Origin of the sequence: Paenibacillus sp. Marseille-Q4541, from assembly GCF_018310695.1 — a bacterium.
Taxonomy (GTDB): domain Bacteria; phylum Bacillota; class Bacilli; order Paenibacillales; family Paenibacillaceae; genus Paenibacillus.
Map to the genome: position 1 here is coordinate 159,298 of NZ_JAGXCY010000006.1, position 24,404 is coordinate 183,701.

At 42.9% G+C, this 24,404-nt stretch carries 24 protein-coding genes; 13 read left to right on the forward strand and 11 right to left on the reverse strand.

What is annotated here, in order from left to right:
* Positions 1-142: 142 nt before the first annotated feature.
* The 4 genes from KFT32_RS09805 to KFT32_RS09820 all read left to right on the forward strand — a co-directional run bounded on the left by KFT32_RS09805 (position 143) and on the right by KFT32_RS09820 (position 3,546).
* Positions 143-931, forward strand: a complete 789-nt coding sequence (locus KFT32_RS09805) for a LamB/YcsF family protein (protein WP_211746999.1) — start codon at positions 143-145, stop codon at positions 929-931.
* Entirely contained in the window at positions 928-1,626 is a 699-nt protein-coding gene (gene pxpB / locus KFT32_RS09810) for a 5-oxoprolinase subunit PxpB (protein WP_349304889.1), read from the forward strand. The genes KFT32_RS09805 and pxpB overlap by 4 nt, the downstream gene beginning before the upstream one ends.
* A gap of 109 nt (positions 1,627-1,735) precedes the next feature.
* Positions 1,736-2,425, forward strand: coding sequence for a hypothetical protein (locus KFT32_RS09815; protein WP_211747000.1), 690 nt, complete (start codon positions 1,736-1,738; stop codon positions 2,423-2,425).
* A gap of 77 nt (positions 2,426-2,502) precedes the next feature.
* Positions 2,503-3,546, forward strand: a complete 1,044-nt coding sequence (locus KFT32_RS09820; RefSeq protein ID WP_249435783.1) for a 5-oxoprolinase subunit C family protein — start codon at positions 2,503-2,505, stop codon at positions 3,544-3,546.
* A gap of 87 nt (positions 3,547-3,633) precedes the next feature.
* On the opposite strand, the gene KFT32_RS09825 is transcribed toward KFT32_RS09820, so the two are convergent.
* From KFT32_RS09825 to KFT32_RS09835, 3 genes are all read right to left on the reverse strand, one after another.
* Positions 3,634-4,077 (reverse strand): NucA/NucB deoxyribonuclease domain-containing protein, encoded by a 444-nt coding sequence (locus KFT32_RS09825; protein WP_211747001.1) that lies wholly within the window; start codon positions 4,075-4,077, stop codon positions 3,634-3,636.
* A 98-nt stretch (positions 4,078-4,175) separates the two neighbouring features.
* Complete coding sequence (locus tag KFT32_RS09830; protein ID WP_249435784.1) at positions 4,176-5,300, reverse strand: AbrB family transcriptional regulator; 1,125 nt, start codon at positions 5,298-5,300, stop codon at positions 4,176-4,178.
* A 120-nt stretch (positions 5,301-5,420) separates the two neighbouring features.
* A complete protein-coding gene (locus tag KFT32_RS09835; protein ID WP_211747002.1) occupies positions 5,421-6,344 on the reverse strand; it encodes a proline dehydrogenase family protein in 924 nt (307 codons plus the stop codon).
* Between the two features lie 159 nt (positions 6,345-6,503).
* On the opposite strand from KFT32_RS09835, the gene pruA reads away from it, so the two are divergent.
* On the forward strand, positions 6,504-8,051 hold the full coding sequence (gene pruA / locus KFT32_RS09840; protein WP_211747003.1) for an L-glutamate gamma-semialdehyde dehydrogenase: 1,548 nt from the start codon (positions 6,504-6,506) through the stop codon (positions 8,049-8,051).
* Positions 8,052-8,145: 94 nt separating this feature from the next.
* On the opposite strand, the gene KFT32_RS09845 is transcribed toward pruA, so the two are convergent.
* A complete protein-coding gene (locus tag KFT32_RS09845; RefSeq protein ID WP_211747004.1) occupies positions 8,146-9,567 on the reverse strand; it encodes an aspartate ammonia-lyase in 1,422 nt (473 codons plus the stop codon).
* A 275-nt stretch (positions 9,568-9,842) separates the two neighbouring features.
* Here KFT32_RS09845 and KFT32_RS09850 point away from each other — a divergent pair, with 275 nt between their 5' ends.
* Entirely contained in the window at positions 9,843-10,613 is a 771-nt protein-coding gene (locus KFT32_RS09850) for a YwaF family protein (protein WP_249435785.1), read from the forward strand.
* A gap of 80 nt (positions 10,614-10,693) precedes the next feature.
* A complete protein-coding gene (locus KFT32_RS09855) occupies positions 10,694-11,353 on the forward strand; it encodes a hypothetical protein (RefSeq protein WP_349304890.1) in 660 nt (219 codons plus the stop codon).
* Between the two features lie 67 nt (positions 11,354-11,420).
* Here KFT32_RS09855 and KFT32_RS09860 read toward each other — a convergent pair whose 3' ends face one another.
* The 5 genes from KFT32_RS09860 to KFT32_RS09880 form a co-directional block, all read right to left on the reverse strand.
* The gene (locus KFT32_RS09860; RefSeq protein WP_211747005.1) at positions 11,421-12,209 is read right to left on the reverse strand and encodes an SDR family oxidoreductase; all 789 of its coding nucleotides are present in this window, start codon (positions 12,207-12,209) and stop codon (positions 11,421-11,423) included.
* A 233-nt stretch (positions 12,210-12,442) separates the two neighbouring features.
* Positions 12,443-12,718 carry a YqkE family protein gene (locus KFT32_RS09865; protein ID WP_211747006.1) on the reverse strand — a complete coding sequence of 92 codons (276 nt, stop codon included), beginning with the start codon at positions 12,716-12,718 and terminating at the stop codon, positions 12,443-12,445.
* 449 nt (positions 12,719-13,167) lie between these two features.
* Positions 13,168-13,827, reverse strand: coding sequence for a peptidylprolyl isomerase (locus tag KFT32_RS09870; RefSeq protein WP_211747007.1), 660 nt, complete (start codon positions 13,825-13,827; stop codon positions 13,168-13,170).
* A gap of 210 nt (positions 13,828-14,037) precedes the next feature.
* Positions 14,038-14,451, reverse strand: a complete 414-nt coding sequence (locus tag KFT32_RS09875) for a hypothetical protein (RefSeq protein WP_211747008.1) — start codon at positions 14,449-14,451, stop codon at positions 14,038-14,040.
* 41 nt (positions 14,452-14,492) lie between these two features.
* Entirely contained in the window at positions 14,493-14,654 is a 162-nt protein-coding gene (locus tag KFT32_RS09880; RefSeq protein ID WP_211747009.1) for a hypothetical protein, read from the reverse strand.
* A gap of 147 nt (positions 14,655-14,801) precedes the next feature.
* On the opposite strand from KFT32_RS09880, the gene KFT32_RS09885 reads away from it, so the two are divergent.
* From KFT32_RS09885 to KFT32_RS09900, 4 genes are all read left to right on the forward strand, one after another.
* Positions 14,802-15,137 carry a hypothetical protein gene (locus KFT32_RS09885; RefSeq protein ID WP_211747010.1) on the forward strand — a complete coding sequence of 112 codons (336 nt, stop codon included), beginning with the start codon at positions 14,802-14,804 and terminating at the stop codon, positions 15,135-15,137.
* 54 nt (positions 15,138-15,191) lie between these two features.
* Complete coding sequence (locus tag KFT32_RS09890) at positions 15,192-17,087, forward strand: sensor histidine kinase (RefSeq protein WP_211747011.1); 1,896 nt, start codon at positions 15,192-15,194, stop codon at positions 17,085-17,087.
* A gap of 107 nt (positions 17,088-17,194) precedes the next feature.
* Positions 17,195-17,884 (forward strand): hypothetical protein, encoded by a 690-nt coding sequence (locus KFT32_RS09895; RefSeq protein WP_211747012.1) that lies wholly within the window; start codon positions 17,195-17,197, stop codon positions 17,882-17,884.
* Between the two features lie 170 nt (positions 17,885-18,054).
* Entirely contained in the window at positions 18,055-18,996 is a 942-nt protein-coding gene (locus tag KFT32_RS09900; RefSeq protein WP_211747013.1) for an aldo/keto reductase family protein, read from the forward strand.
* An 86-nt stretch (positions 18,997-19,082) separates the two neighbouring features.
* Here the strand turns inward: KFT32_RS09900 and KFT32_RS09905 are convergent, their stop codons facing one another.
* Complete coding sequence (locus KFT32_RS09905; RefSeq protein ID WP_211747014.1) at positions 19,083-20,357, reverse strand: acyltransferase; 1,275 nt, start codon at positions 20,355-20,357, stop codon at positions 19,083-19,085.
* Positions 20,358-20,898: 541 nt separating this feature from the next.
* On the opposite strand from KFT32_RS09905, the gene KFT32_RS09910 reads away from it, so the two are divergent.
* On the forward strand, positions 20,899-21,675 hold the full coding sequence (locus KFT32_RS09910) for an SH3 domain-containing C40 family peptidase (protein WP_211747015.1): 777 nt from the start codon (positions 20,899-20,901) through the stop codon (positions 21,673-21,675).
* A gap of 63 nt (positions 21,676-21,738) precedes the next feature.
* Here KFT32_RS09910 and KFT32_RS09915 read toward each other — a convergent pair whose 3' ends face one another.
* A complete protein-coding gene (locus KFT32_RS09915; RefSeq protein WP_211747016.1) occupies positions 21,739-22,644 on the reverse strand; it encodes an ArsR/SmtB family transcription factor in 906 nt (301 codons plus the stop codon).
* Between the two features lie 194 nt (positions 22,645-22,838).
* Here KFT32_RS09915 and arfA point away from each other — a divergent pair, with 194 nt between their 5' ends.
* A complete protein-coding gene (gene arfA / locus KFT32_RS09920; RefSeq protein WP_211747017.1) occupies positions 22,839-24,350 on the forward strand; it encodes an arabinosylfuranosidase ArfA in 1,512 nt (503 codons plus the stop codon).
* Positions 24,351-24,404: the final 54 nt, after the last annotated feature.

Here is a 24,404-nt window from a genome sequence, read left to right on the forward strand (position 1 = left end):
GTTTACCTTTTTAGAATGTCCTATTCCTAAGATGAAAAATGGATGGGAGGGGCGTTCATCTTTTGATATGATAATGAAAAAAACGACGAACATCCGTAATTGCTAATCACGGTTCATCGGTTCATTTAACAGGAGGAAAATCATGAGCGCATCACACAAAGTATCATATACGATTGATCTTAATTGCGATCTTGGAGAAGGTTTTGGAGCGTACCCTTCTGCTTCGGATGCGCAAATGATGAAATATATTACATCTGCTAACATTGCCTGCGGTTTTCATGCCGGTGATCCCAGTAAAATGAGAGAAGCCGTTCAGCTTGCTCTTGCTCATGGCGTATCGATCGGAGCGCATCCAGGCCTGCCGGATCTCATCGGATTTGGACGCAGGGAACTCGCAGTGACAGCGCAGGAAGTATACGATATGGTGGTTTATCAGATCGGAGCTCTGTCCGCTATTGTAAAGGCAGAAGGCGGGAAGCTAAGCCATGTGAAACCGCATGGTGCGCTTTATAATATGGCAGCCGAACGAGAACCACTGGCGAAAGCAGTAGCGGAAGCAATCTACCGGGTAGATCCAGAACTTATTTTATACGGACTTGCGAGCAGTCATCTTACCCTTGCTGGAGAATTGACGGGTCTTAGGTGCGCCCATGAGGTATTCGCTGATCGTACCTATGAGGGAGGCGGGACACTTACGCCTAGACATCTACCGGGGGCAGTCATTCGGGATTCAGCAGCATGTGCGAGACAAGCCCTCCGCATGATTCAGTATGGGGAAGCAACCTCACGTGAGGGTACACCGATTAAGCTCAAAGCTGATACGCTGTGTATCCATGGAGATACACCGGAAGCACTTGAGCATGCGTTATTTTTAAGAGAAAGTTTCAAAAAGCATGGAATAAAGGTGCAAAGTGTAGGTGAGACAAAGTGAAGTTGTCTTTCCAACTGACTCCGTTTGGAGATTCGGCCGTGCTTCTTCATTTTGGAGATATCATCGATGAGCGCATTCATGAGCAGGTCCGGCTCTGTACGGACATTCTGGGTCAGAAGCCTTTTCCTGGTATGATCGAATGTGTCCCTGCTTACGCCAGTGTTACCGTTCATTATGAACTACTGGAGGTAAAGAAGTTCTGTGGCGGTCAGCCTGCTTATCTATACATAGAGGCGTATCTCAGGGGACTATTTACACAGCTAACAGACATGTCTTCCGCAAAGCCTCGGACGATCATTCTTCCTGTATGTTACGGAGGAGAGTACGGCCCCGATTTATCTGAGGTTGCGCGATACACGAACATGACAGAACAAGAAGTCATCTCGCTGCACAGCGGGGGGACGTATAAAGTATATATGATTGGATTTGCTCCCGGGTTTCCGTATCTTGGAGGAATGCCAGGCGCTCTTTTTACGCCGAGAAAGCAGGTGCCGCGTGTCCTTATTCCTGCAGGGAGTGTAGGTATTGCAGGGGAACAGACAGGAGTATATTCCCTTCCCACCCCGGGAGGTTGGCAGATCATCGGGAGGACTCCTAGGCGCTTGTTTGAACCGGATGCGAAGGAGCCCGTACTTTTGCGTGCAGGAGATATCGTGCGCTTTCAGCCGATCAGTCTTGAAGAGTTCCAATCCTGATTAACAGGATTCTTGCATATATGGAAGTGGTTCTCTTTTCTTTTCTCTATCGATCGCTTAGTCTAAAGTTTTTACAAGATAGACTTATCGCAGAGAGGGAAATCATACGATGTCAAAGGTTTCGAAATTCACTATGATCGGATTCATTATACTTTTGGGCGTGAGTGCAGTAATTTTCATGACGTTATATAAAGACTCCCAAGAAAAGTACAATGATCTGAAGTCGCGGTATCAAATGAAAAACGACTCCGGCTTCATATACATACTGAAGAATACAGTATCTCTGATTCCACTTGCAGAAACATTAGAAGCCATTAGCAACACAGAAAAAGATGAAAGCCCTGCTAAAGTTCAACAGCTCATTGAAGCCGCTAAAATAGAGGCGGATCAGATCGATGAGCAGATGTGGACACTTATTGAATTTAGCGACGATTATTCGGAGAATAGAGATCCAGAGATTGTAGTTAATAGTGCTGTGATGACTTCAGATGAGCAATATGACATGTATACAGCTTTTAGCGGAACATGGGGCTCAGTACGAACGATAAGCTATCGTTATTGGAAATCCAGTCCCAAATTAATAGATGAAGGTACACGTGAATATTTACGGTCGCTGGCCGGTGAGCTGCGTTCTATGGACGAAATACTTTCTATAATAAAGGAAGAATATACGACTTCAATAAACTCTTTATATGATGCGAAAATTGCCAAAGCGAATCTATTAGGATTAATAAAACCTCATCTTATAAAGATAGATAAATTGCAGGAAGTGTTCTATTCCAATTCCGAGAACTTCTGATATAGAACAAAGGCAGCCAGACCACTGATGGTCTTTGTTCTTTTATTTTAGTAATTCCTATCGAAGGAGCTGTATACATGAGTCAGAACATGGGCCTGTACATATTGAAACCCGGTGTATTTGCTACCGTTCAAGATCTCGGAAGATATGGTTACCAAAGTTACGGTGTTCCTGTCTCAGGTGCGATGGATCTTCCTGCGGCAAGAATAGCCAATCTTCTCGTGGGGAATGCAGAGGATAAGGCCGTTCTTGAGATTACGATGACAGGAACGGAGTTTATCGCCCTAACACCACTTCTTCTCGCCATTTGCGGCGGATCTCTTCAGGCATGGATGGATGGACAAACGTTGCCTCAATGGAGACCTGTAGTAATCCCAGAAGGAAGTACAGTCCGGTTTAAGGCTCCTCTGCCGTCACCGCTCAGCGGATGCAGAGCTTATGTTGCTTTTGGCGGGGGACTGGATGTTCTTTCTGTCATGGGAAGTCGCAGCACTTATACGAGAGCAGAGCTGGGAGGCATTCACGGACGATCACTTCGAGCAGGAGATGAGCTTTTAACAGAGGTGATGGAGGACAATTCATTGCTGTCCGCGATGCTAGAAGAGTCACAGCATTCTTTGGTTACCGTACCTTGGTCTGTGAATGCGGATTTCTTGTATCCGTTCAGAAGGACGGAGGGAAGCGAAAAGGCTGCCTTCATACGTGTGATGAAGGGCACTCATTATGATCTTATGGATGAGGATAGTAAGAAGCTCTTTACAGAGCAAAGATATCAAGTGGATACGACATCCGACCGGATGGGATATCGTCTAAAAGGGCTTCATAGGCGGCTTATTTTCGGGGACTCAAAAGAACTCCTTTCGGAAGGGGTTGTACATGGGACGATACAGCTTCCGCCTAGTGGTGAACCCGTCCTGCTGTTATCGGACAGACAGACAACAGGAGGGTATCCGAGAATTGCTCAGGTGGCGAGCGCAGATCTTCCGCAGGTTGCACAGCTGAAACCAGGGGAGTATATAAACTTTCAATATATATCGGTGGAAGAAGCAGAAGATTTGCTGCTGCAGCAGGAGAAGCAGATGCGACAGATCCGATCTGCCCTCAGGTTGAAATGGAAATGATCGCATGTCTGCATAGATTGCCATATTAAAATAGTAAATACGAAGAAGACCCTGGATCATGTAAGATCAGGGTCTTTGTTTTATGTTTTATCTAAATATGAATTCTACTTTTGTCCCGTCCCTGAATCCTTCTAGCTGGTTTCCTACCCAACTACCCGCACCCCGATTATCTGATGGATCTATGTATTCAATATTTGCTCCCGTTCCTCCTTCTGCACACATGGCCATCGGCCACTCATCCCGATCATAACCTTTTTTTGTCGGGATTCCTTTTAATGATTCGTCCCTGTTTTCCTCTGCTCCACTCCGGTCTATGGTACATATGTCAGGCTTTCCTTGCTTAATGGCGTTCTGAATATGTTCTGCAGTTTCAGGATAACGATCTGCGGGAAATTCCAACTGTACGATATCTTGAGGCGTGTCTTCTGGTGTGTTTTCTTGTGGTGGAGATAAATCAATAAGATCGAAATACCCTGCAATTAAAATCAAAGCTATGATGACTGATGCTGCTGATGAGATAAACTTCTTCAAAATCTGTTCCCCCTGTGGATGCTTTAATTCTAACGGTCCTTATATAATACGTGTGAAAATGTAGGTGATTGCGACCAGATAAAAAGTACTTTTGAATATTAATCACCGACTCTTTTATCGGCTATTTTCCTTTTTTGAATGAATTGTATGATCAATCGAAGTAGCGGCGGTACAGCAAAGTAAATAAACAGCAGCCGAAACAACTGATAAACAGCGACAACGGACAGATCGGCATGAATCTCATGTGCCATAATACTCATTTGATCCATTCCGCCGGGAGCTAGACTAAGAAGCGCGGTTGGGAGAGACACATTTCCATAGCGGGACAATAGAAAGCTGAGCCCAAATGAACCTGCTACCAGCATGACACTGCCAAATAGGGATAAGGATAGTACACGGAATCGCTGTGTGAATTGCCCCGGTTTAAGCAGCAAGCCAAGGTAAGCACCGATGAGGAGCTGAGCTCCATTCATCACAATGGCTGGCAGATCAGGCCCCGGAAGACTTGTCATCTGTAGCAAAGCAGCTCCTATAATAGGACCAAGCAAATAAGCAGTCGGGAAGCGAAGCTTATTTGCCACAAGAGCACTAAGGGTACAGACGAATGCATAAGCCAAAAAGACGAGGAGATTTGCTCGCCCTCCTTGCGTAACACTTTCCAGCAACTGGCCTACGGGAGAAGCAGCAGAGTGAACTTGTCCCACAATAGGGCTGAACAGAAGGGTAGGTACAGAAATAATGATCGTCATCAGACGGATCACCTGCATGACCGTTACGACGGTTACGTTTACCCCTTTTGTTTCTTCTGCTAGGGCAACGACTTGGCTTAGGCCTCCAGGAATACTGCCCATCAGCATGGTGAGATAATCGTTCTCTGTTAGTCTAGACAGCACGAAAGCCATCGCTCCGCATAAAAGCAGCAAAAGAACGGTCATAAGCAGCATCGTAGGGAACTGACGTGTAATTTCATGTAAAGCAGATAGGGTCAAAGATAACCCCAGGGTGTATCCTACAATAATCATCCCTGTATTACGAAACGCAGGTGGCCAAAAAAATAGTTGCCCCCATTTAGAAGAGAACATGAGCACGAAAACCATAGCTCCAAGGAGCCATGGGATCGGGATGTGCAGATAATGGAATAGTGTTCCTCCGGCGAGTGCGGTTAGGAAGGTGATGATGACGCGTACCCATTTTCTGTACATAGGTGGTGAAGTTAAATTCATGACTAACGCTTCCTGTTCTAATGAATTTATGAAGTGGATTGCTAGGTAACGGATCTACAAAAGTCCATAATACAAGCATACTCCCATAGATCCGTAAGTGGAATAGTTGCATACGAAAATTCATCTTCCCATGTTCTTCAGTACCATCATCAAGTTTGCAGGCTTTTCTGCGAGTCTCCTCGTATAATACGGATACCACATCGTTCCATACGGAACATAACAACGTACCCGGTATCCTTCCTCAGCTAGCTTTGCTTGCTCCTGCATTCGAAGTCCATACAGCATTTGAAATTCAAAACGGTCCTTAGGAACCTCATGCTCCAGAGCATATTGTTTCGTCCATTTGATGATCTTGTCATCATGGGAAGCAATCGCAGTGTACACATTGTGATCTAGATGCATTTGGATGATACGTTTGTATTGCCATAGTACATCCTTGGCATTCTGGTAGGCGATGGATGCTGGCTCTTTGTAAGCCCCTTTGACAAGTCGGAGTGAAATCCCTTGCTGGATACAATCTTGAACATCTTGCTCTGTACGGAAGAGATAGGACTGGATGACCGTACCTACATTGGTCAGTTGCTCTTTATGAAGTTTTTTAACGATCTCCAGAGTAGCATCCGTATAGGGTGAATCTTCCATGTCAATGCGTACAAAATTCCGGTGATATTTAGCTTCACGCACGACCGCACGAATATGCTCATAACATACTTCCTTGTTTAGGGAAAGACCCATCTGTGTTGGTTTTAGAGATACATTGGAGTTTACACCGGATTTAGATATGCCTTCGATGAGCCGGATATATTCGTTACGATAGGAGGCTGCCTGTTCGAGTCCTGTAATCCCTTCTCCTAAATGATCAAGAGTCGCCATTATTCCTTTGGCATTAAGTTGCTTCACCTCCTGAAGCGCTCCCTCAAGATCACTGCTGGCAATGAATTTTCTTGCCAGGGACTTTCCGTATCGTAAGGTCAACTTCTCCACCAGCGGATTGCCGGAGACGGTGAGTAGTGTTTTTCGGTATAGTTCGTTTCCAATTTTCATGGGCATGATCTCCCTTCTACGTTTCATATGTATGGGGGAAAGTCTCGTTGAATACATATGAAATACAGAACTCTTCTCACCCTATTACAGCAAAGATCGGGTAAACCTGCTGTAATAGGGTGAGAACAAGCCTGAGAGTAATTAGAAGGAGGCACGAATATGCCCGTCCCATTCAAGAATGAACCCTTTACGCCTTTCGGAACAGAAGCGAACCAGACATTATTTAAGGAAGCTCTGAAACTCGTTGAATCCGAGCTGGGCAAGCATTATCCACTGATTATCGGCGGCAAGGAAATTGAAACCAAAACTAAGGCCACCTCCATAAATCCATCGCTTAAAGATCAGATTGTCGGGACATTATCTCAGGCAAATCAGGAGTTGGCGGAGCAGGCGATTGTAACGGCTCAAGCTGTATTCGAACATTGGCGTTACACGACTTTTCCAGAGAGGGCAAGATATTTGTTCAAAGCAGCAACTTTGCTCCGCCAGCGCAAACACGAGTTTTCGGCTTGGATGGTGTATGAAGCTGGCAAAACTTGGGGAGAAGCCGATGCCGATACAGCGGAAGCTATTGATTTTATGGAATTCTACGCCCGGGAAGCTCAGCGCCTCGCTGAGCCGCAGCCACTAACTCACATCGACGGAGAAGACAATGAACTATACTATGTCCCCCTTGGTGTAGGCGTCGTCATTCCGCCCTGGAATTTTCCTCTCGCCATTATGGCAGGGATGACGACGGCGGCTCTCGTATCGGGTAATACGGTTGTGCTTAAACCGGCCAGTACCACTTCAGTTATCGCTGCAAAATTCGTGCAGTTGCTTATCGAAGCAGGGGTACCAAGCGGTGTTGTTAACTTTATTCCGGGAGCAGGCAGTGAAATAGGAGATTATCTTGTAGATCATCCGCTGACCAGATTCATTAGTTTTACGGGATCAAGGGAGGTCGGACTGCGGATTAACGAACGGGCAGCCAAAACAGCTCCAGGTCAGAAGTGGATTAAAAGAGTAATTGCCGAAATGGGTGGAAAGGATGCCATTATCGTTGATGAAGGCAGTGATCTTGATGCAGCGGCAGAAGCGATTACCGCGTCGGCTTTTGGGTTTGCTGGTCAGAAGTGTTCTGCTTGTTCACGTGCCATCATTCATGAGAAGGTATATGACGAAGTACTTAAAAAAGTCGTAGTCCTCACTCAAAAACTGAAAGTAGGAAGTCCGTTACTATCTGAGACGAACGTCGGTCCAGTGATAGACCCGAATGCTTTTCGCAAAATCCAAGATTACATCAAGATAGGAAGACTAGAAGGTGAAATTGTGCTAGGAGGGAAAACAGGGATTAACGATGGCTATTTTATTGAGCCGACGATTATCGCCGGTGTCAGTGCCACCTCGCGCGTATCACAAGAGGAAATTTTTGGACCTGTTGTTGCTTTTACCAAAGCAGCTTCTTTTCAAGAAGCATTGCAGTTTGCCAATAATACGGAATTCGGGCTGACTGGAGCTGTATTTTCTAGGAACCGGACTCACCTAGAGCAGGCAAGGGCTGTCTTTTTTGCAGGTAACTTGTACTTTAACCGAAAGTGTACAGGGGCCTTGGTTGGGGTTCATCCGTTTGGCGGATTTAACATGTCAGGAACCGATTCCAAAGCAGGCGGGCGAGATTATCTCCTCTTATTCACGCAAGCAAAATTAGTCTCAGAGAAATATTAATTAAATATTGATCTCTAACGTTTATCCTCGTACCAAAAGAAGCCGTGCCCTCTTAAAAAGAGGAGCACGGCTTCTTGCTATAAAGTCTAGTAGGTTAGTCCATATGAAGGAAACGTTCTCCGGCAATCCCCGGGGTCGTCATTTGCTCCGGATGCAGAATTTCTTCGAGTTCTTCAATTGTAAGAAGTCCTCGTTCTAGAATAATGCCTGTAATCGACATTTTCGTACGTAGTGCTTCCTTCACAATTCCTGCTGCCACATCATAACCAAGATGCGGGTTCAGTGCGGTAATCATGCTGAAGCTTTGATCCAGCACTTTTTTGATATGGTCACGATTCGCATCCAGCTCTTTAATAGCAAATCGATGGAACACATCCATGCCGTTATTCATAATTTTGAGTGACTGCAACAGATTGAATGCAATAACCGGACCCATTACGTTCAGCTCGAATTGACCAGCACCGCAAGCGAGAGCGATGGTATGGTCGTTGCCGATTACTTGGAATGAAATCTGGTTCATCACTTCAACCATTACAGGGTTTACTTTACCTGGCATGATGGAGGAGCCTGGTTGTCTAGCCGGAAGCAGCAGTTCAGAGAATCCTGCTCTTGGACCGGATGCCATAAGACGAATGTCGTTGCAGATCTTGGACATATTGACGGCACATACTTTCAGTGCGGCAGACATCTCTAGATACGCATCGGTATTCTGAGTTGCATCAACCAGATCTTCCGCTGTATATAAAGGTAATCCCGTAATCTCAGCGAGATGTTCGGTTACTTTTTCGATATATTCTATTTTGGCATTCAGTCCTGTACCAACGGCAGTTGCTCCCATATTAATGGATAGGAGACGTTTTGAGGCTTCCTGCAATCGTTCCATATCTCTTGATAGTACTCTGGCGTAGGCACCGAATTCTTGTCCAAGCTTAATCGGAACAGCATCCTGCAGATGCGTTCTTCCTACTTTGACCACATTGTCGAATTCTTTTTCCTTCTGTTCGAATCCGCCGCGAAGCTGCTCCATAGATTGCAACAATGTCATTGCATGACGATAGGCTGCGATACGTAGAGCAGTAGGAATTGCATCATTGGTTGATTGGGACATGTTCACATGGTTGTTAGGGTTGCAGTGAAAATAGTCGCCTTTCACTTTGGAAAGCAATTCAAGTCCCCGATTGGCGAGTACTTCATTCATATTCATATTAATGGAGGTACCGGCACCACCCTGAATGGAGTCAACGATAAAATGATCAAGATAATGACCGTTCATGACTTCTTCTGCTGCTGTGACGATGACGTTCCCGATTGTTGGCGGCAGCATTTTCATATCCATGTTTGCAATCGCTGCGGCCTTTTTCACGGCGGCGAGTGCAAAGATGAGCTCTCTTTCGATAGGAACCCCCGTAATAGGAAAGTTCTCAACCGCTCGCATCGTTTGAATACCATAGTAAGCTGTTGCAGGAATACTTTTTTCACCAATAAAATCTTTTTCAATTCTTGTTGTTTCAGACACGTCGTTCCCTCCAGTAGGAAGCTGTTATGATGTAGAATATAGCTTGCAGATACGTTTTTCGCAAAATATCATTTTTCCACCAAGCAATAATAGTATACATCAACCTGAGTAAAAAGTTGGAAAGAAAAATAAAGCGCTGTCTTCTTTTATATTATATGCTCGTATTAGCTAAAGTTACGAGAACCGAACGCCCTATTAATAGATTGGATTTTGCTGAGAATTTATGTAATCTTGGCTCAAGTCTTTATCCACTTTGCAAAAGTAGGAGGAGTAGGATGTACTCAATTTTAAGTTATTCTTCCATTTTCAATCCATTTCATGCTCCGCCATTCGAATTTATGTCTACATTCCATATCGCGGCACTCCTGATTATTGTTGTTGTTATCCTAGCCTTGTTCTTATATAGGACTCAGCTACGTTACTCAAGTGTGTGGAAACAGGCATTGCGGTGGGGGCTTATTATCATTTTATTTTTATCGCAAGTAACGCTGGAGATATGGTACCGAGCTTACGCTATATGGGATATGAAGTACACACTGCCACTAGAACTATGCAGTATCACGCTTATTTTATCTATTGTGATGCTGATCACGAGGAACCGGATCTTATATATTCTTGTCTTTTATGCTGGGATTTGCGGGGCATTGGCGGCATTAGTAACACCCAATCTAGCTTATACTTTTCCTCATTTTCGCTTTATTCAATTTTTCATCGCACATGGAGCAATCATTTTGTCCGCTTTGTATATGACGTGGATCGAGAATTACAGATTGACCTTTCGCTCTGTTCCTATAGCGTTTATTTTGCTAAATATTGTAGCAGGCGTCGTTTGGATCATAAATCAGATGACAGGAGCAAATTACATGTTCCTCTCCCGCAAACCAGACACTCCTTCCGTTCTTGATGTACTTGGTCCGTATCCGCGCTATATCCTAATGGAAGAAATGTTGGCGCTTACGCTCTTCCTAATGCTATATGTTCTTTTCTTCTATCTTCCTTCTAGGCGTGTGGAACAGGTAGGAGATTGTAGGGAGAGGAATATGTAACGGTTATCCATAGAAGCAGCTGATTAATAATGGAATGAGACAATAGAGCGGAGTCACAACATGAAGGAGGACGAATCACTGTGAAGGAAGTCGTTTGTGAAGAAACAAATGATAACCAAAAGGTATTTCAGGGCTATCTCTCCATGTATCCAGTGAGCGGGATCAGGATGAATGCCGGAATTTTGGTACTGTTTTTCCTTAATCTATTTTTGATTATCCCTGTACTAAGTGTGCCGTATCAACGGATATATGCTTATATTTTATTACCGCCGCTTGCTGTCATGAATATATGGGCTATGGCTTTAATTCTGGCTCCTCGAAAACTTCAGCTGAATTACGTCTTGTTTAGAGGTGTGTTTGGTATCGTTTGTTCACTCGGTTTCATGATCGTAACACAGAAATTTGCATACATAGGGCTGGGCTTAGAGACTCCATGGTACACTGCTTTTTCATTTGCCGCTTATGGGTTTGCCCTGTATCAATATATCTGTTCGCATATACGGAAGCTTGATTCGCCTCGTCAAAAGAGGGAGGAGGATTCTGGTCTATCCAAGGTATCAATAACTCTATTTACCGGACTTGGTTATTTGCTCGCCAATCTTTCCTTATTATATGTCAGCGAAGACAGGGTAGCCATTGTACTCCTGTGCGTTTACTCCATGCTGTCTTTTGTCATGTTTCATTTTATTCTGGAGCTGCATCGGTATTATTGGCTTGTAAGGACAGGTGTCCGTAAATAGAAACCCCCGAACTCTGCAGATGTGCAAGAGCCGGGGGCCTCAGTATGAAAATCATATGATCTGAAAATTAGCCTCTAAGCAGGGACTCTGCTCCATCGACATATACTTCAGTACCTGATACATGTGAAGCTTCTTCAGAAGCAAGGAACAATACAAGATTGGCTACTTGCTCTGGCTTACCTGCTTCTCCAGCGAGTGGATGCCCACCTTCCGGATAATCGACCTGAATTTGTACTTCTTCCAAGTCTTCAGAGCGGTCTGTTTTGGCATCAATTTCGGTTGTAATTGCACCTGGGTGAATCGAGTTTACGCGGATTTTATAACGTGCAAGCTCGAGAGCTGCCATTTTCATAAAAGCAGCTTGCCCAGCCTTCGTAGAAGCGTAAGCTGAGAACCCTATATTGGAGAAGACACGGTTCCCGTTAATGGAACTGTTAATGATGATGCTGCCTCCATTATCTTTCATATAAGGGATGGCATATTTTACGGTTGTGAATGTTCCCCTCATATTAATACTCATCGTTTGATCCCAATCTTCAAGTTCCATCGTTTCGATCGGGGATAGCTTTCCGTTTACCCCAGCGTTTGCAAAAATAATATCGATGCGGCCTGCACGTTCAGCTACCGTTTTCATTGCAGATTCCACCATCGCTGGCTCGGAGATATCACACTCCACTACTTCCGCACGGCCACCATTTTTTTCAATGGTTTGTTTTGTTTTCTCCGCCTTTTCTACAGTGCGGTCCAGCATAAACACATGGGCGCCTTCTTTAGCAAATCGAATGGCAGATGCCTGACCTATACCGGAACCCCCGCCAGTTACAATAGCAATCTTATTCTCTAAACGTAGTGTCATTTTTAATTCCTCCCTAATCCTCAATTATATGTTTTCATTCATCTAGTTCGTTTTCTTATGTACGGTAAATACCCTTGAGAGCGGTAATTTGAATCATCGGAGAATGGGAAGGGGATACAAAAAATTAATTGAAATGCAAAATCCCTGCATCTCTTCTTGTGAAGAGAGTACAGGGATTTTATTTGAATGCTCCATCTCGATAACATCGTACATCATTTATACAAATACTTTTTTTATTTAAATTTCTGCCAATCCATCTTGCTATTTTCTAGTAGATGTTCAAAATCGTTATCAAGCCGTTTTTGTTCTGCTTTTTTCTTTTCTTCGGCGATTCGATTGGCTTCTTCCTGACGAGCAACTTCGGCAGCTTTCATCTCAGTTGCTTGTGCTTTCAGCTTGCCGAGCACTTCTTCACTCAGTAAATCTTTTAGTGTTGCTGCACTACCTTCATGAGCAGAAGACCGCTGTGCAGACTGTGAAGGCCTTGTTCCATTCTTTTTCTTCACCATGACGATCCCTCCATTTCTTCGTGTAAAAAGTATAACAGGAAATGCAAAGGGTTGAAACTGATTATTAGCTCAGAAGATCACCTTTTTCTCGATAAGTGAGTAGTCTAAATGGGAGGGTAAAAGAATAATAATAGAAAACATGATAGCGCTTTCTTAAAAATGGTGTAATATAGAAACAAGAAATAAAGGCAGAGTATACAGCCTATTCCGAATACCGATACTACGACTAATTAAACAGTGAAGGGGTCGTTGATATTGGAATTAAACAACACACAGTTGCTGAAAGGTTTAATGTGGGGAATCATTCTCAGTATACCGCTCTGGATTTCAATTATGGGTTGGGTTCGTATTTTGCTTGCGTAATCTTTTGTTGTTAAAACACATACATGGCACTCCATGCAAAAAAAAAGACCGAACGGCACGGTACTGTGCTTTTCGGTCTTTGTTGTTTATTGGATTTTTTCCGGTTCCGGGTAATCTACACCCAGTGTATCAACCGTTACTTTAGTCATTACAGGTGGATTCTCAGGTCTATCTTTAGCATCCCTTGGCAAATTCGCAATTTCATCAACTACATCTAGTCCTTCGGTTACTTTTCCGAAAGCGGCATAAATATTGTCCAAATGTTCTGAATCAGCTTGTACAATAAAGAACTGGGATCCAGCCGAATCGAGATCATTGGAACGTGCCATGGAGATAACCCCTTTTGTATGCAACAGATGGTTTTTCACACCGTTACTCGTGAATTCCCCTTTAATACTGTAACCAGGTCCGCCTGTTCCGGTTCCGTCAGGATCCCCGCCTTGAATCATAAAATTCGGAATGACGCGGTGAAAGATCGTACCGTCATAAAATCCGCTGTTAGCCAGAGAAATAAAATTATTCACCGTATTTGGTGCGACTTCCGGATACAACTCTAGTACGATTTTTTTACCGTTGTCGAGTTCAATGGTGGCAACAGGATGAGATGCATCTTCGTTCGGAATACCAACTCCTCCGAATTCGAGTTCATCGTTTTGCGGTGCTTCATCTTTTCCGCAGCCGGCAAGGACAAGCAGAAGTGCAGAGACAATAAACAGAAGTTTGAAACCTTTGGATCTAACGAACATGAAAAGGTCCTCCTTGATAGTGGTCGAATAATGTTATCATACCCCAAAACAGGATACGCAGAAAAGAACCCAATCAAATAGAAAGGGTCCTTTTCTCTATATTTCCTATTTTATGAACAAAAGGGTAACGCAAAATGTGGATATTAGATTATACTAAATGAAATATATTACAAATAAAATTTCGCGAACGAATATAATATACTTTATGATCTACTTGGGTGCTCCGCCAGCACCATTAATTAGATCGGTGCCATGCATTGCATCTGGATCAGGCGATACTGGATCAACCGGACTATTTTTCTCCACTTCATCCGCATCCGGTACAGCTGCAAGATCAGGTTCCGAAGAACGAACGAGCTCTTCATCCGTAGAATTGATAAAGTCTTCTTCGGAAGCATACTCGGTGGTAGAAGTCGGGCGCAGATCCTGCATGGGCTCCTCCTGCACAGTCTCTGCTTCAATAGGATTTGTATCTTCATCAAGACTTACTGTCTGTTCAGTATACGTATTCACATAATCAAGATCATCTGCCGGGATCGTCTCGGTACTGTCTGTTTCCTGATTTAACGTTTTGTATCGATCATAAGCAAAGTCCGCTTCGGTGGTTCGTGGTCTGTTATCCATAAGGAAACTCTCCTTTTCAGTTGATAGTATATGATGTCCTTCTAGAACATAGGGAATACAAATTTTACGAGGAAATACAATAATCCAAAGAAAATAATGATATAAGCCGCATATTTAATAAATGTAGATGCAACCAAACTGGAATCTGATTTTTTCTGAACGTCTCTACGTTCAATTTCCACATTTCTATGTGAATCATTCATTTTCGTATCCTCCTTATGTTCTCTTATTTGATTTTTTTTACAGTTCTTTCTTGCCCATTCTTAAACATCTTATAGGATGATTGAATCATCTGAAGAAGATGGGTAACAAATAGAGAGACCTATTATGATAAAAGGGAGAAAGCGAATATGCAGTGGTTTACGTTTGGTAACATGGTAGAAAGGATTCGCATTGGACAAAAAGCATCTACACCTGGATTTTTACGAACGGTCATTCGAACTCCAGAAGGTTTATTCTGGAACGGTGGGACATGGAATGGCAAAATCGTGGAGATTCGGGATTATTTATTTTCAGATATATGGACGATTTATGAAGACGAAGAAAGTCTCATGTGGGAAAAGGGCAGAGAACCTTTGGAACATCGGATTGTAGAAATGATTACAAACCAGTTTGAGGAAGAACGGGTACGCAGACATGAAGAGAGAACAGAGCAGAGGGTTCAGAAGAACAAAGATGTATTCTAATGACCTTGTAGAGATGTGGAAGCATCATATTAATGAATTATTGAGGTGCGAATAATGAAGATTGTTCCCAGAGTATCTGCTGTGTTCATCTTGAGTTTACTAGGGATACTCTTGTTTGGGCCTTCCCCTGTTAGCCATGCAGCAGAGGAAGACCATTTACGTAAATTGACGTCATGGGACATGATTTGGCTCACAGATACTACAGAAATCTCAATCGATAAGCTGATTTGGGGAAAGTACAAATGGAAAACCATACATTCAGATGCTCCTCTTGTTCAACAACTGCGTGCCGCGGCAAACACAGCCTGGATCAGGGTAACCCTGCCAGAGGAGCTAGATGGCAGCACGGGAATATTTTTTGAGCATATATACGGTCAGCAGATTAAAGTTTATAAAGAAGGTCAAATTTTATTCGAACAGGATCTGGATGATCAATTTGATAAAAATCCCGTATTATTGCCCATAAGTGTAGAGGATGCGGGGACAAATATTTATATATGGACCCATAGTGAGAAAGAAAAAGTGGGGATGGACCAATCCATCTGGATTGGTCCTATTGCCAATTTGAATAAAAAGTTTGTGGTAGATGGATTGGCTGATCTTATGATCGGCGGTTTACTTCTCTTATCGTCTTTTGTGATCGCCACTTACTCGTTGTTTATGTTCAGATTGAGGTATAAATTATGGGTTGGAATATCAGCCCTTGTTGGATGTTTAGGAATTACGATTTCGATGTATTCCAGCACGATCTATACCTTTTATCCTGATTTGAGTCAGGTTTGTTATTATTTGTTTCTAATCAGTTTTGCTGTGGAGTTGCCTCTCATCGCCTACTGTTTCGAGCAAATATTCACTTCCGATTCTAACCGGATCATTCGTAAAATGAGAAATTTTCTTATTGTGTATGTCGTCATCTGTATACTGTGCAAGGCAGTAAGTCTGCTGTATCCGGATGAGGTCTACTCCTTTTCTCAATTTGTAACGGGTCCCGTATTCGGTGTGATCTTTATCGTAGAACTCTTGATTTTATTATATGTTACGGTGCGTGAAGCAATAAAAGGTGAGCGGGGCGCTGCGCTCCTATCCATCGGATTTGGTCTGTTTGTACTGACAGCATCTACCGAATGGATATTATATTATATCGTACCTTGGTATAACTTCACGATGACGAAATGGGCTGTTCTTGTCTTTGTAGGTGCGATCATTACGGTAAAAGGCCACAGATTGCTTGGAAAGCATGAGCAAGTCGTGCTTTATACGAAAGAACTTGAAGTATTCAGTAACGAACTGCAACGATCTGAAAAAATTAAAATTATTAGTGAACTCGCCGCTTCCGTAGCCCATGAAGTGCGAAACCCTCTTCAGGTGACACGAGGATTTTTACAGTTGATGAGCAAGCAAGAAGATGTCAAAAACAGAAAATACGTAGGTATTGCACTCGAAGAGCTCGACAGAGCATCGGATATTATTAATGATTTTCTAACGTTTGCTAAGCCGGAATTTGATCATATTACGCTCGTTAATCTAGCAGAAGAATTTAATCATATTGAAGGTGTGCTCATTCCGATGGCAAATCTGGAGGGTGGTGTGATTTCCATCGATGTTCCGAGTAATTTGTGGATTCGTGGAAACTCGTCCAAGTTCAAGCAAGCATTTATCAATATTATGAAAAATAGCATTGAAGCACTTCAGGGTAACGGGGAAGTCAAAGTTAAGGCCTACACGAGAGGGACAGAAATTGTAATTCACGTTCAGGATAACGGAATTGGCATGAGCGGGGAGGAGCTTGCCAGACTGGGAGAACCCTATTTTTCTAATAAGACAAAGGGGACGGGTCTTGGTATGATGGTGACGTTCCGCATTATTGAAGCTATGGAAGGCAGTATCGAGTACAGTAGTGAAAAAGGAGCGGGAACGGAAGCGGTTATTCGTTTTCCTTCAGGTACCTAAGTAACATAATCCGTCTTATTTTTCTTCGTATGGATAAAAAAGGGGTAAGTTCGTCCACAATAAAAGGTGTAGGTCATTATGAACACAAGAAAAGGTGGATAAGACAGATGAACAAATACCTCGTTAGAATCGCATCCGCAGCATTGCTGGGTTCCTTGATGATGGGTCAGGCTAGTTATGTTATGGCACAACCTGCGGCTGTTATTACAGAAGCAGAGACGGAAGAAGCGGGCTGTGGGCATACAGGTCACTACTTGTATTTTATGGAAGAGACCGCACAAATTCTGAAGATAGATACCAAAACGCTAGCTGGAGAGATGGAACAAGGTAAAACGATTGCTGACATTGCGAAGACAAAAGGAATGACAAGCAAGCAGCTTGAAGAAAAGTTAAAGCCTGCGGTGGAACAACGTGTCGACGAAGCGGTGAAAGCGGGCTGCTTAACAAAAGAGCAGGCGGCTTCCATGAAGACTTCAATTGGGGAAAGACTAGATAAAGTTATTAATACACCGATGAGTGAGCTTAGACAGAAACATTCGCATCATGGTAAAGGGCAAAGCAAACTCAATCGGGAATCCATAGCCAAATTTTTGGGGATAACAACGAATCAACTTAATCAGGAGTTACAACAAGGGAAGTCGCTCGCTGAAATTGCGAAAGCCAAAGGAATCAGTGAGAAGCAGTTGATTGATCACCTTAAAGAACAGCTGACACCGGATCTCAACAAATTCATTCATCGCAAAATAAGAATGAACCAAGGTCCAGGTAAGGAAGCTTTGAAAAACGAAATAAACTAAAACAAACATCTTTAACAGTGGTAATGATGCTGGCTAGAACGGCCTGCTCTGTATTTCCCTATGCGGGAAGCAGAACAGGTCGTTTCTTTTTTTGGAGAAAACATCCAAAAGACAAGACTTTTCATAAGTGGACGTTCTACACTAAAATGAGAAGAAGGAGGTGATGCTGCATGTTTTACCGCAGAGTGGGAAGCAGTGGACTGAAGGTCAGTGAAATCAGTCTCGGAAGCTGGCTTACATATGGAGGATACGTGGAACGGGAAAATGCAATCCTCGCCATTGAGCAAGCATATGATTTGGGAGTCAATTTTTTTGATACGGCCAATGTCTATGAACAAGGCGCGGCTGAGGAATTGGTAGGACAGACTCTTGCTCCTTATCCAAGACATTCGTATGTTCTTGCCACGAAGATGTATTTTCCAATGGGAGAAGGCCCGAATGATCAGGGTTTGTCCCGCAAACATATTATGGATCAGGCACATGCCAGCATGAAACGTCTCGGTCTGGACTACATAGATATTCTTTATTGTCATCGCTATGACGAGGACACTCCTTTGGAGGAGACGCTGCGCGCGCTGGATGATCTGGTTACGCAAGGAAAAGTGCTGTACATCGGTGTTAGTGAATGGACGGCTGCTCAAATGGCGGAATCACATGAGATCGCAAGCAGATACCTATTGGATCGGATTGTTGTCAATCAGCCGATGTATAACATGTTTGAGCGCTCCATTGAAAAAGAAATCATTCCTTTTGGAGAACAAAAAGGAATTGGACAAGTTGTGTTCTCTCCACTTGCGCAAGGATTGCTTACCGGGAAGTACAATTCAGCTTCTAATCTGCCTGAGAACAGCCGAGCGGCGAAACTAGATTTTGTTCGTGATGGCATTACAGATGACAAAATTGCTAAGGTGAAGCAGCTCGGCAAACTTGCTGAACAGTTGGAATTGTCCATGTCACAGCTAGCCATAGCTTGGATTCTGAGACAAAAGAATGTGGCAAGTGCGCTCGTTGGAGCGAGTCGTCCGGAACAAGTAGTGGAGAACGTAAGAGCTTCAGGCATTCAGTTGTCAGCAGATGTTCTGGAACAGATAGAACGTATCCTGGATAACTAGATGATCGGTATACTAAAATGGCCCCTCTAAAGTTATGAGCATGTTCATAACTTTAGAGGGGCTTTTCTTTGACTCAGCTGTTCAGCTTATTCTGTTAAAGATTTAGAATTAGCGGGAATGTTGTTTCGTTGTTTTACCCTGTCAGCATGGCTACTGTCTGCTCGTTTCCTTGCAAGTCCCACCGTATATCGAGAGCCTGGCAAACGAGAGAGTCCAAAGCTAACGAGAAGGGAAAGCACAGCAGTGAGTACAAATGTTAGCAGAGTGAATCCAAGATGATAGCCTGAAAGTTGAAGTGGTCTTGTAAAAAAAGCAATCCCATAGATGATAAGTGCATGTACCAAATACCCGCCAAAGGAGTAGCGACCAATCCAAGTAAATAGTTGGTGGAATTTGCTTTTCACTGAAATCATCCGGAAAACACCGTAAAGTAGAAACATTTGCGACAAGATAAGCAGAAAGGTAGTTGGTTTTAAATAAGTCGAGATATTTAAATTCATAGTCTCTCCTGATCCCCGCAATACATCATAAGCAAGATAGATAAAAAGTAAGACTGATAATATGGCATTCCAAGGTAAAAATTTCACCATCACCATACGGAAGCGATCAAGCATAAACGCACAGACGGCTCCCAAAATGAAATAGAAGATGTACATAACGAAAGAATACGATCTGTATCCAAGGATTGTCTGCCATACAGCATTTTCAGCTCCCCATTGTCCCATACGATAATAGGAGAGATATAGAAGATAGGTATAGGCAGCTCCACTGACTAGTAGAATGGTCAAAATCACAGCATTCTGACGTTTATGTTCCATCCCCTGAAGTCGGCTTTTTATCTTGAGTACGAGGGTTCGGAATAAGGGAAACAGCAGATAGAACTGAAATACCATAATGACAAACCACAAATGATACCCAGCCTGTGGTGTGAACCACTCTCGTGCAAGACCTTTCCACGTTTCTATATCCATCCAGTTCGTAACCATCGTCAAACGAATAGACAACCAGTACACAATAGTCCACAGCAAGAATGGAACATAAATATCGCCAAATCGTTTACGGATAAAAGAAGGATAATGTAGTTTTTGCTCGTTATTATAAAACAGGAGCACTGCCGATAGAAAAACGAAGGTCGGTGTTCCGAATCTTGTTAAATGATAAATAAACATAAGCATGATGGAATCCGCAGGGACAATATCGGCTCGGTAAATATATTCTGCAAGACTGTGCTGCATCACGATTGCTAGAAAAGCAAGACCTCTAAACGGTGTCAGTTCCTCAATTCTTGGTTTCTTCAGGATATAACTCCTCCCATCTGGGCAATACGAGCGGCCCATTTCTTTATTGTAACGAAGTAACATTAAATTAAAATGAACGAAAACTGGTAAAAAAGGGCGATTCTCAAACCATCTGTAAACAAAAGAAGGATGAGGAAGTGGGAAGAGGGCTAGTGGGGTATTAAAGGAAGCGGAGAGATTTTATATTGAAATAAAACAATTAAAAGTAATTAATAGTTACAAAAAGGTTAAAATCAACAATAATTTTATCGAAAATCATGAAAATCGTGCTCTAAAGGACCTAGTAATTATTTCCTATCAAAAGTGGACCAGGAAGTATAGTAGGTATAAATACCTACTATTAAAACAAGATTAAATTACTTGGAAGTCTTTGATACACATAGATTTAAGGTCTGTTTCCTAAAATTTAGAATAGTAAAAAACTAGATGATTTATATATTTTGATACATACAAATTGTAGGTATATAGAACTATATATACGAAAGTTGAAATGATACTAAAGTCCGATGATCATGAGGTGTTCCTCACCTAAAATGGGACGAGTTGATGGTCACTGAAGCCATTAAAAATAACAAAAACATATGACTTCTAGGAGGATTACGACATGAAGGTTACAAAAAAGATACTTACTGCATCGATTACGGCAACGTTGTTACTTGGAGCAGTTAATATGCCGGTTTTTGTAAATCAGGCTTATGCAGCAACAACAACGACAGCAGAGGTTATTTACGGTGTTAACTTGAGAAAGGGACCGAGTACGTCTTATTCCGTAATTCGGATGCTTCAAAAGGGAGAAACCGTCACAGTTCTGAGCAAATATGGCACCTCTCATTTGAAAGTAAAAGACTCCAAAGGGAACACGGGTTATATTTCTTCATCATCTAAATATACAAAAACGAGTAGCGGATCAACGGGAAGTGGAAGCAGCAACTCTTCCAGCAGTGCAACTGTTGAGAAGGTCATTTCTGCTGGATCAAAATACATGGGTACTCCATACAAATTTGGTGCGGATCGCAGCAGTACCAAATATTTTGACTGCTCCTCTTTTGTAAGACGTGCTTTTATTGATGGTGCTAACGTGACACTGCCAGCGGATTCACGTCAACAAGCTACTTATGTAAAAAATAAAGGCAACGCAAAAAGCAGCATCTCCAGCCTGAAACGTGGAGACCTGATGTTCTTTATGTCCTATAAAGGGTCCAGTGCGTCTTCTTACTCAGGTGTGAATAAAAGTACAGCTACCGTTACCCATGTAGGTATTTATCTAGGAAACAACAAAATACTGCATACGTACTCCACTGACTCCGGCGGTGTCCGCACAGACACCATTACCGGGAAGCACTGGGAATATCGTTTCCTCTTTGGCGGAAGCGCACTATAAAAATATATACACCAAAAGGCAGTTCTTCAAACAAGAAGAACTGCCTTTTTTATGTCCGTTTTATTATTCATGATAAAGACGTAAAATGATGTTTTGATTGTAGTTACCGAAACCTTCCCCATATAAAGTAAGCCCTCCAATATGTGAAGCATCTTCAGAGGTAGCGAGCCGGAAGGTCCACTGATTACGATCCACAGGAATATCCCGAGTAGTTACATCCGACATTCGCTGTCCATCAATGAATGTTCCTTCGGAAGTCACCCGTATTACTTTTAACAGACCATACTGATTTACTTCATCCAGCCACCATTCCGGTGTGAATACACCTCGTCCGTGTCCAGAGTCACCGGGACTTGTCCACATTCCGAGTTTCACTCCGTTGAGAGTAAAACTGATATCTGAGGGCCAATTTGGATTCACGCCGGGAGCTTCTGATCCAATTTCGAACGAAAGTTCAATTTCTGTAAGGGAATGACCTTGTAAAACATAATTCGGAATTTTGTATTCCACATATCCTTTACCAAACCAGAGAATATGGGCGTTTACTCGTTCTGGGTCAAGAAAGTAACGGGGATCGTCGTATTGACCAATAACTTTCTCTGTAGTAGATAATCCACAAGTAGGGTGAACTTCAAATTCTGTGTAATGTCCAATCGGTATGGATACTTCTTGATACTTGCGAGGAAGTTGTGTTTTTTGCGGCATGACAATCTCGATCCAGTCTACAGAAAGAGAATTGATTTTGTGGGTACCGCCATTTTTACGAATCATTTTGGATTCGGTAATACCTACTTCCTCAAGTTTACGTACATGCATCGTTACAATGGCGCTGCTTAGCTCAAGACTTGCTGCAAGTTCCTTAATATTCATCGGTTGTTCAGCAAGCAGTTTAATAATCGATAGACGTACATTACTAGCAAGTGCTTCATAGAGGGGGAGCCACTTTTCGTCTGTATTTGCTCGTATCATTGTTGTTCTCTCCTGAACGTTCATAGTTAATTTCTCATCTATTATAGAATTAACTAAAATATAAATCCAATGTTTTTTGAGGAATACGGAAAATGAAGGTTGATTTTATACTTTGTTTGGATTTTAATATAAAGTGAACGATGACATTTCATAATAGAATTAATTTATTTATTAATCTAAAGAGGTGGAAGATCATGGCGAACAAGGCAAAGATGGTTGTGGATAAAGATTTTACCATTGGGGAAGTTGATAAACGGATTTATGGTTCTTTTATTGAACATTTGGGCCGTGCTGTGTATGGAGGAATATATGAGCCAGGTCATGAAAATGCGGATGAATCCGGTTTTCGTCAGGATGTACTCGGATTAATTCAGGATTTACAAGTACCAATCGTACGTTATCCTGGAGGTAATTTTGTATCCGGTTACAATTGGGAAGATAGTGTAGGACCTAAAGAGGAACGGAAACAAAGACTTGAACTGGCTTGGAGAACGGTAGAGACTAATAGGTTTGGATTTAACGAGTTTGTCGATTGGGCGAAAAAAGCAAATACCGAAGTCATGATGGCTGTGAACCTCGGGACACGTGGGATTGATGCTGCTCGTAACATTGTAGAATACAGCAACCATAAATCCGGTTCCTATTACAGCGACTTGCGTATTCAACATGGATACAAAGAGCCGCACAACGTGAAAACATGGTGCCTTGGTAACGAGATGGACGGTCCTTGGCAAATTGGTCACAAGACAGCTCATGAATACGGAAGAATCGCTCTGGAAGCTGCAAAAGTAATGAAATGGGTGGATCCAACAATCGAGCTCGTAGCTTGCGGAAGTTCCAGCATCCACATGCCGACTTTCCCTGAATGGGAAGCGACGGTTCTTGACCACACTTATGATCATGTTGAATACCTCTCTTTGCATCAATATTACGGTAATCGTGAACAAGATTCGGCACAGTTTCTAGCACGTTCGCTTGAAATGGATCAGTTTATTGATACGGTAACGGCAACCTGTGATTACATCAAAGCCAAAAAACGCAGCAAGAAAAAGATGTTCCTTTCTTTTGATGAATGGAATGTGTGGTTTCACTCCAATGAGAGTGACAGTAAAATAGATCCTTGGCAAGTGGCACCGCCGCAATTGGAAGATGTGTACAATCATGAAGATGCATTGCTCGTAGGTTGTATGCTGATCAGCTTACTAAAGCATGCAGACCGTGTGAAAATGGCTTGTCTAGCGCAGCTCGTCAATGTGATTGCTCCGATCATGACAGAGAATGGGGGAGCGGCTTGGAAACAGACAATCTATTACCCATATCTCCACACTTCTGTTTATGGCCGTGGTCAAGCACTTGTTCCACTCATTCAATCCCCTAAATATGATACGAAAGAGATCACGGATGTTCCCTATTTAGAGGCCATCGCGATACATAACGAAGAAGCGGGAGAAGTAACGATCTTCGCTGTGAATCGTCATCTAGATGAGTCTCTTCCGGTAGAAGTGGATTTGCGCAGTTTTGGAGATTGCCGACTGATTGAGCACACGGTACTTGAGTCCGATGATCTGAAAGCCGTAAATACGGCTGCAGAACCAAATCGAGTGGCGCCTCACACAGGTGGAAATGCAGTGGTAGACGGCACAACTGTTACTTCACAGCTTGCTAAAGCGAGCTGGAATGTGATCAGACTAAAAGTGAGTGTATAAGTGCTGAAACAGCTAATCTCTATCGTGGAATAAAAAAACTGCTCCGGGCATGCA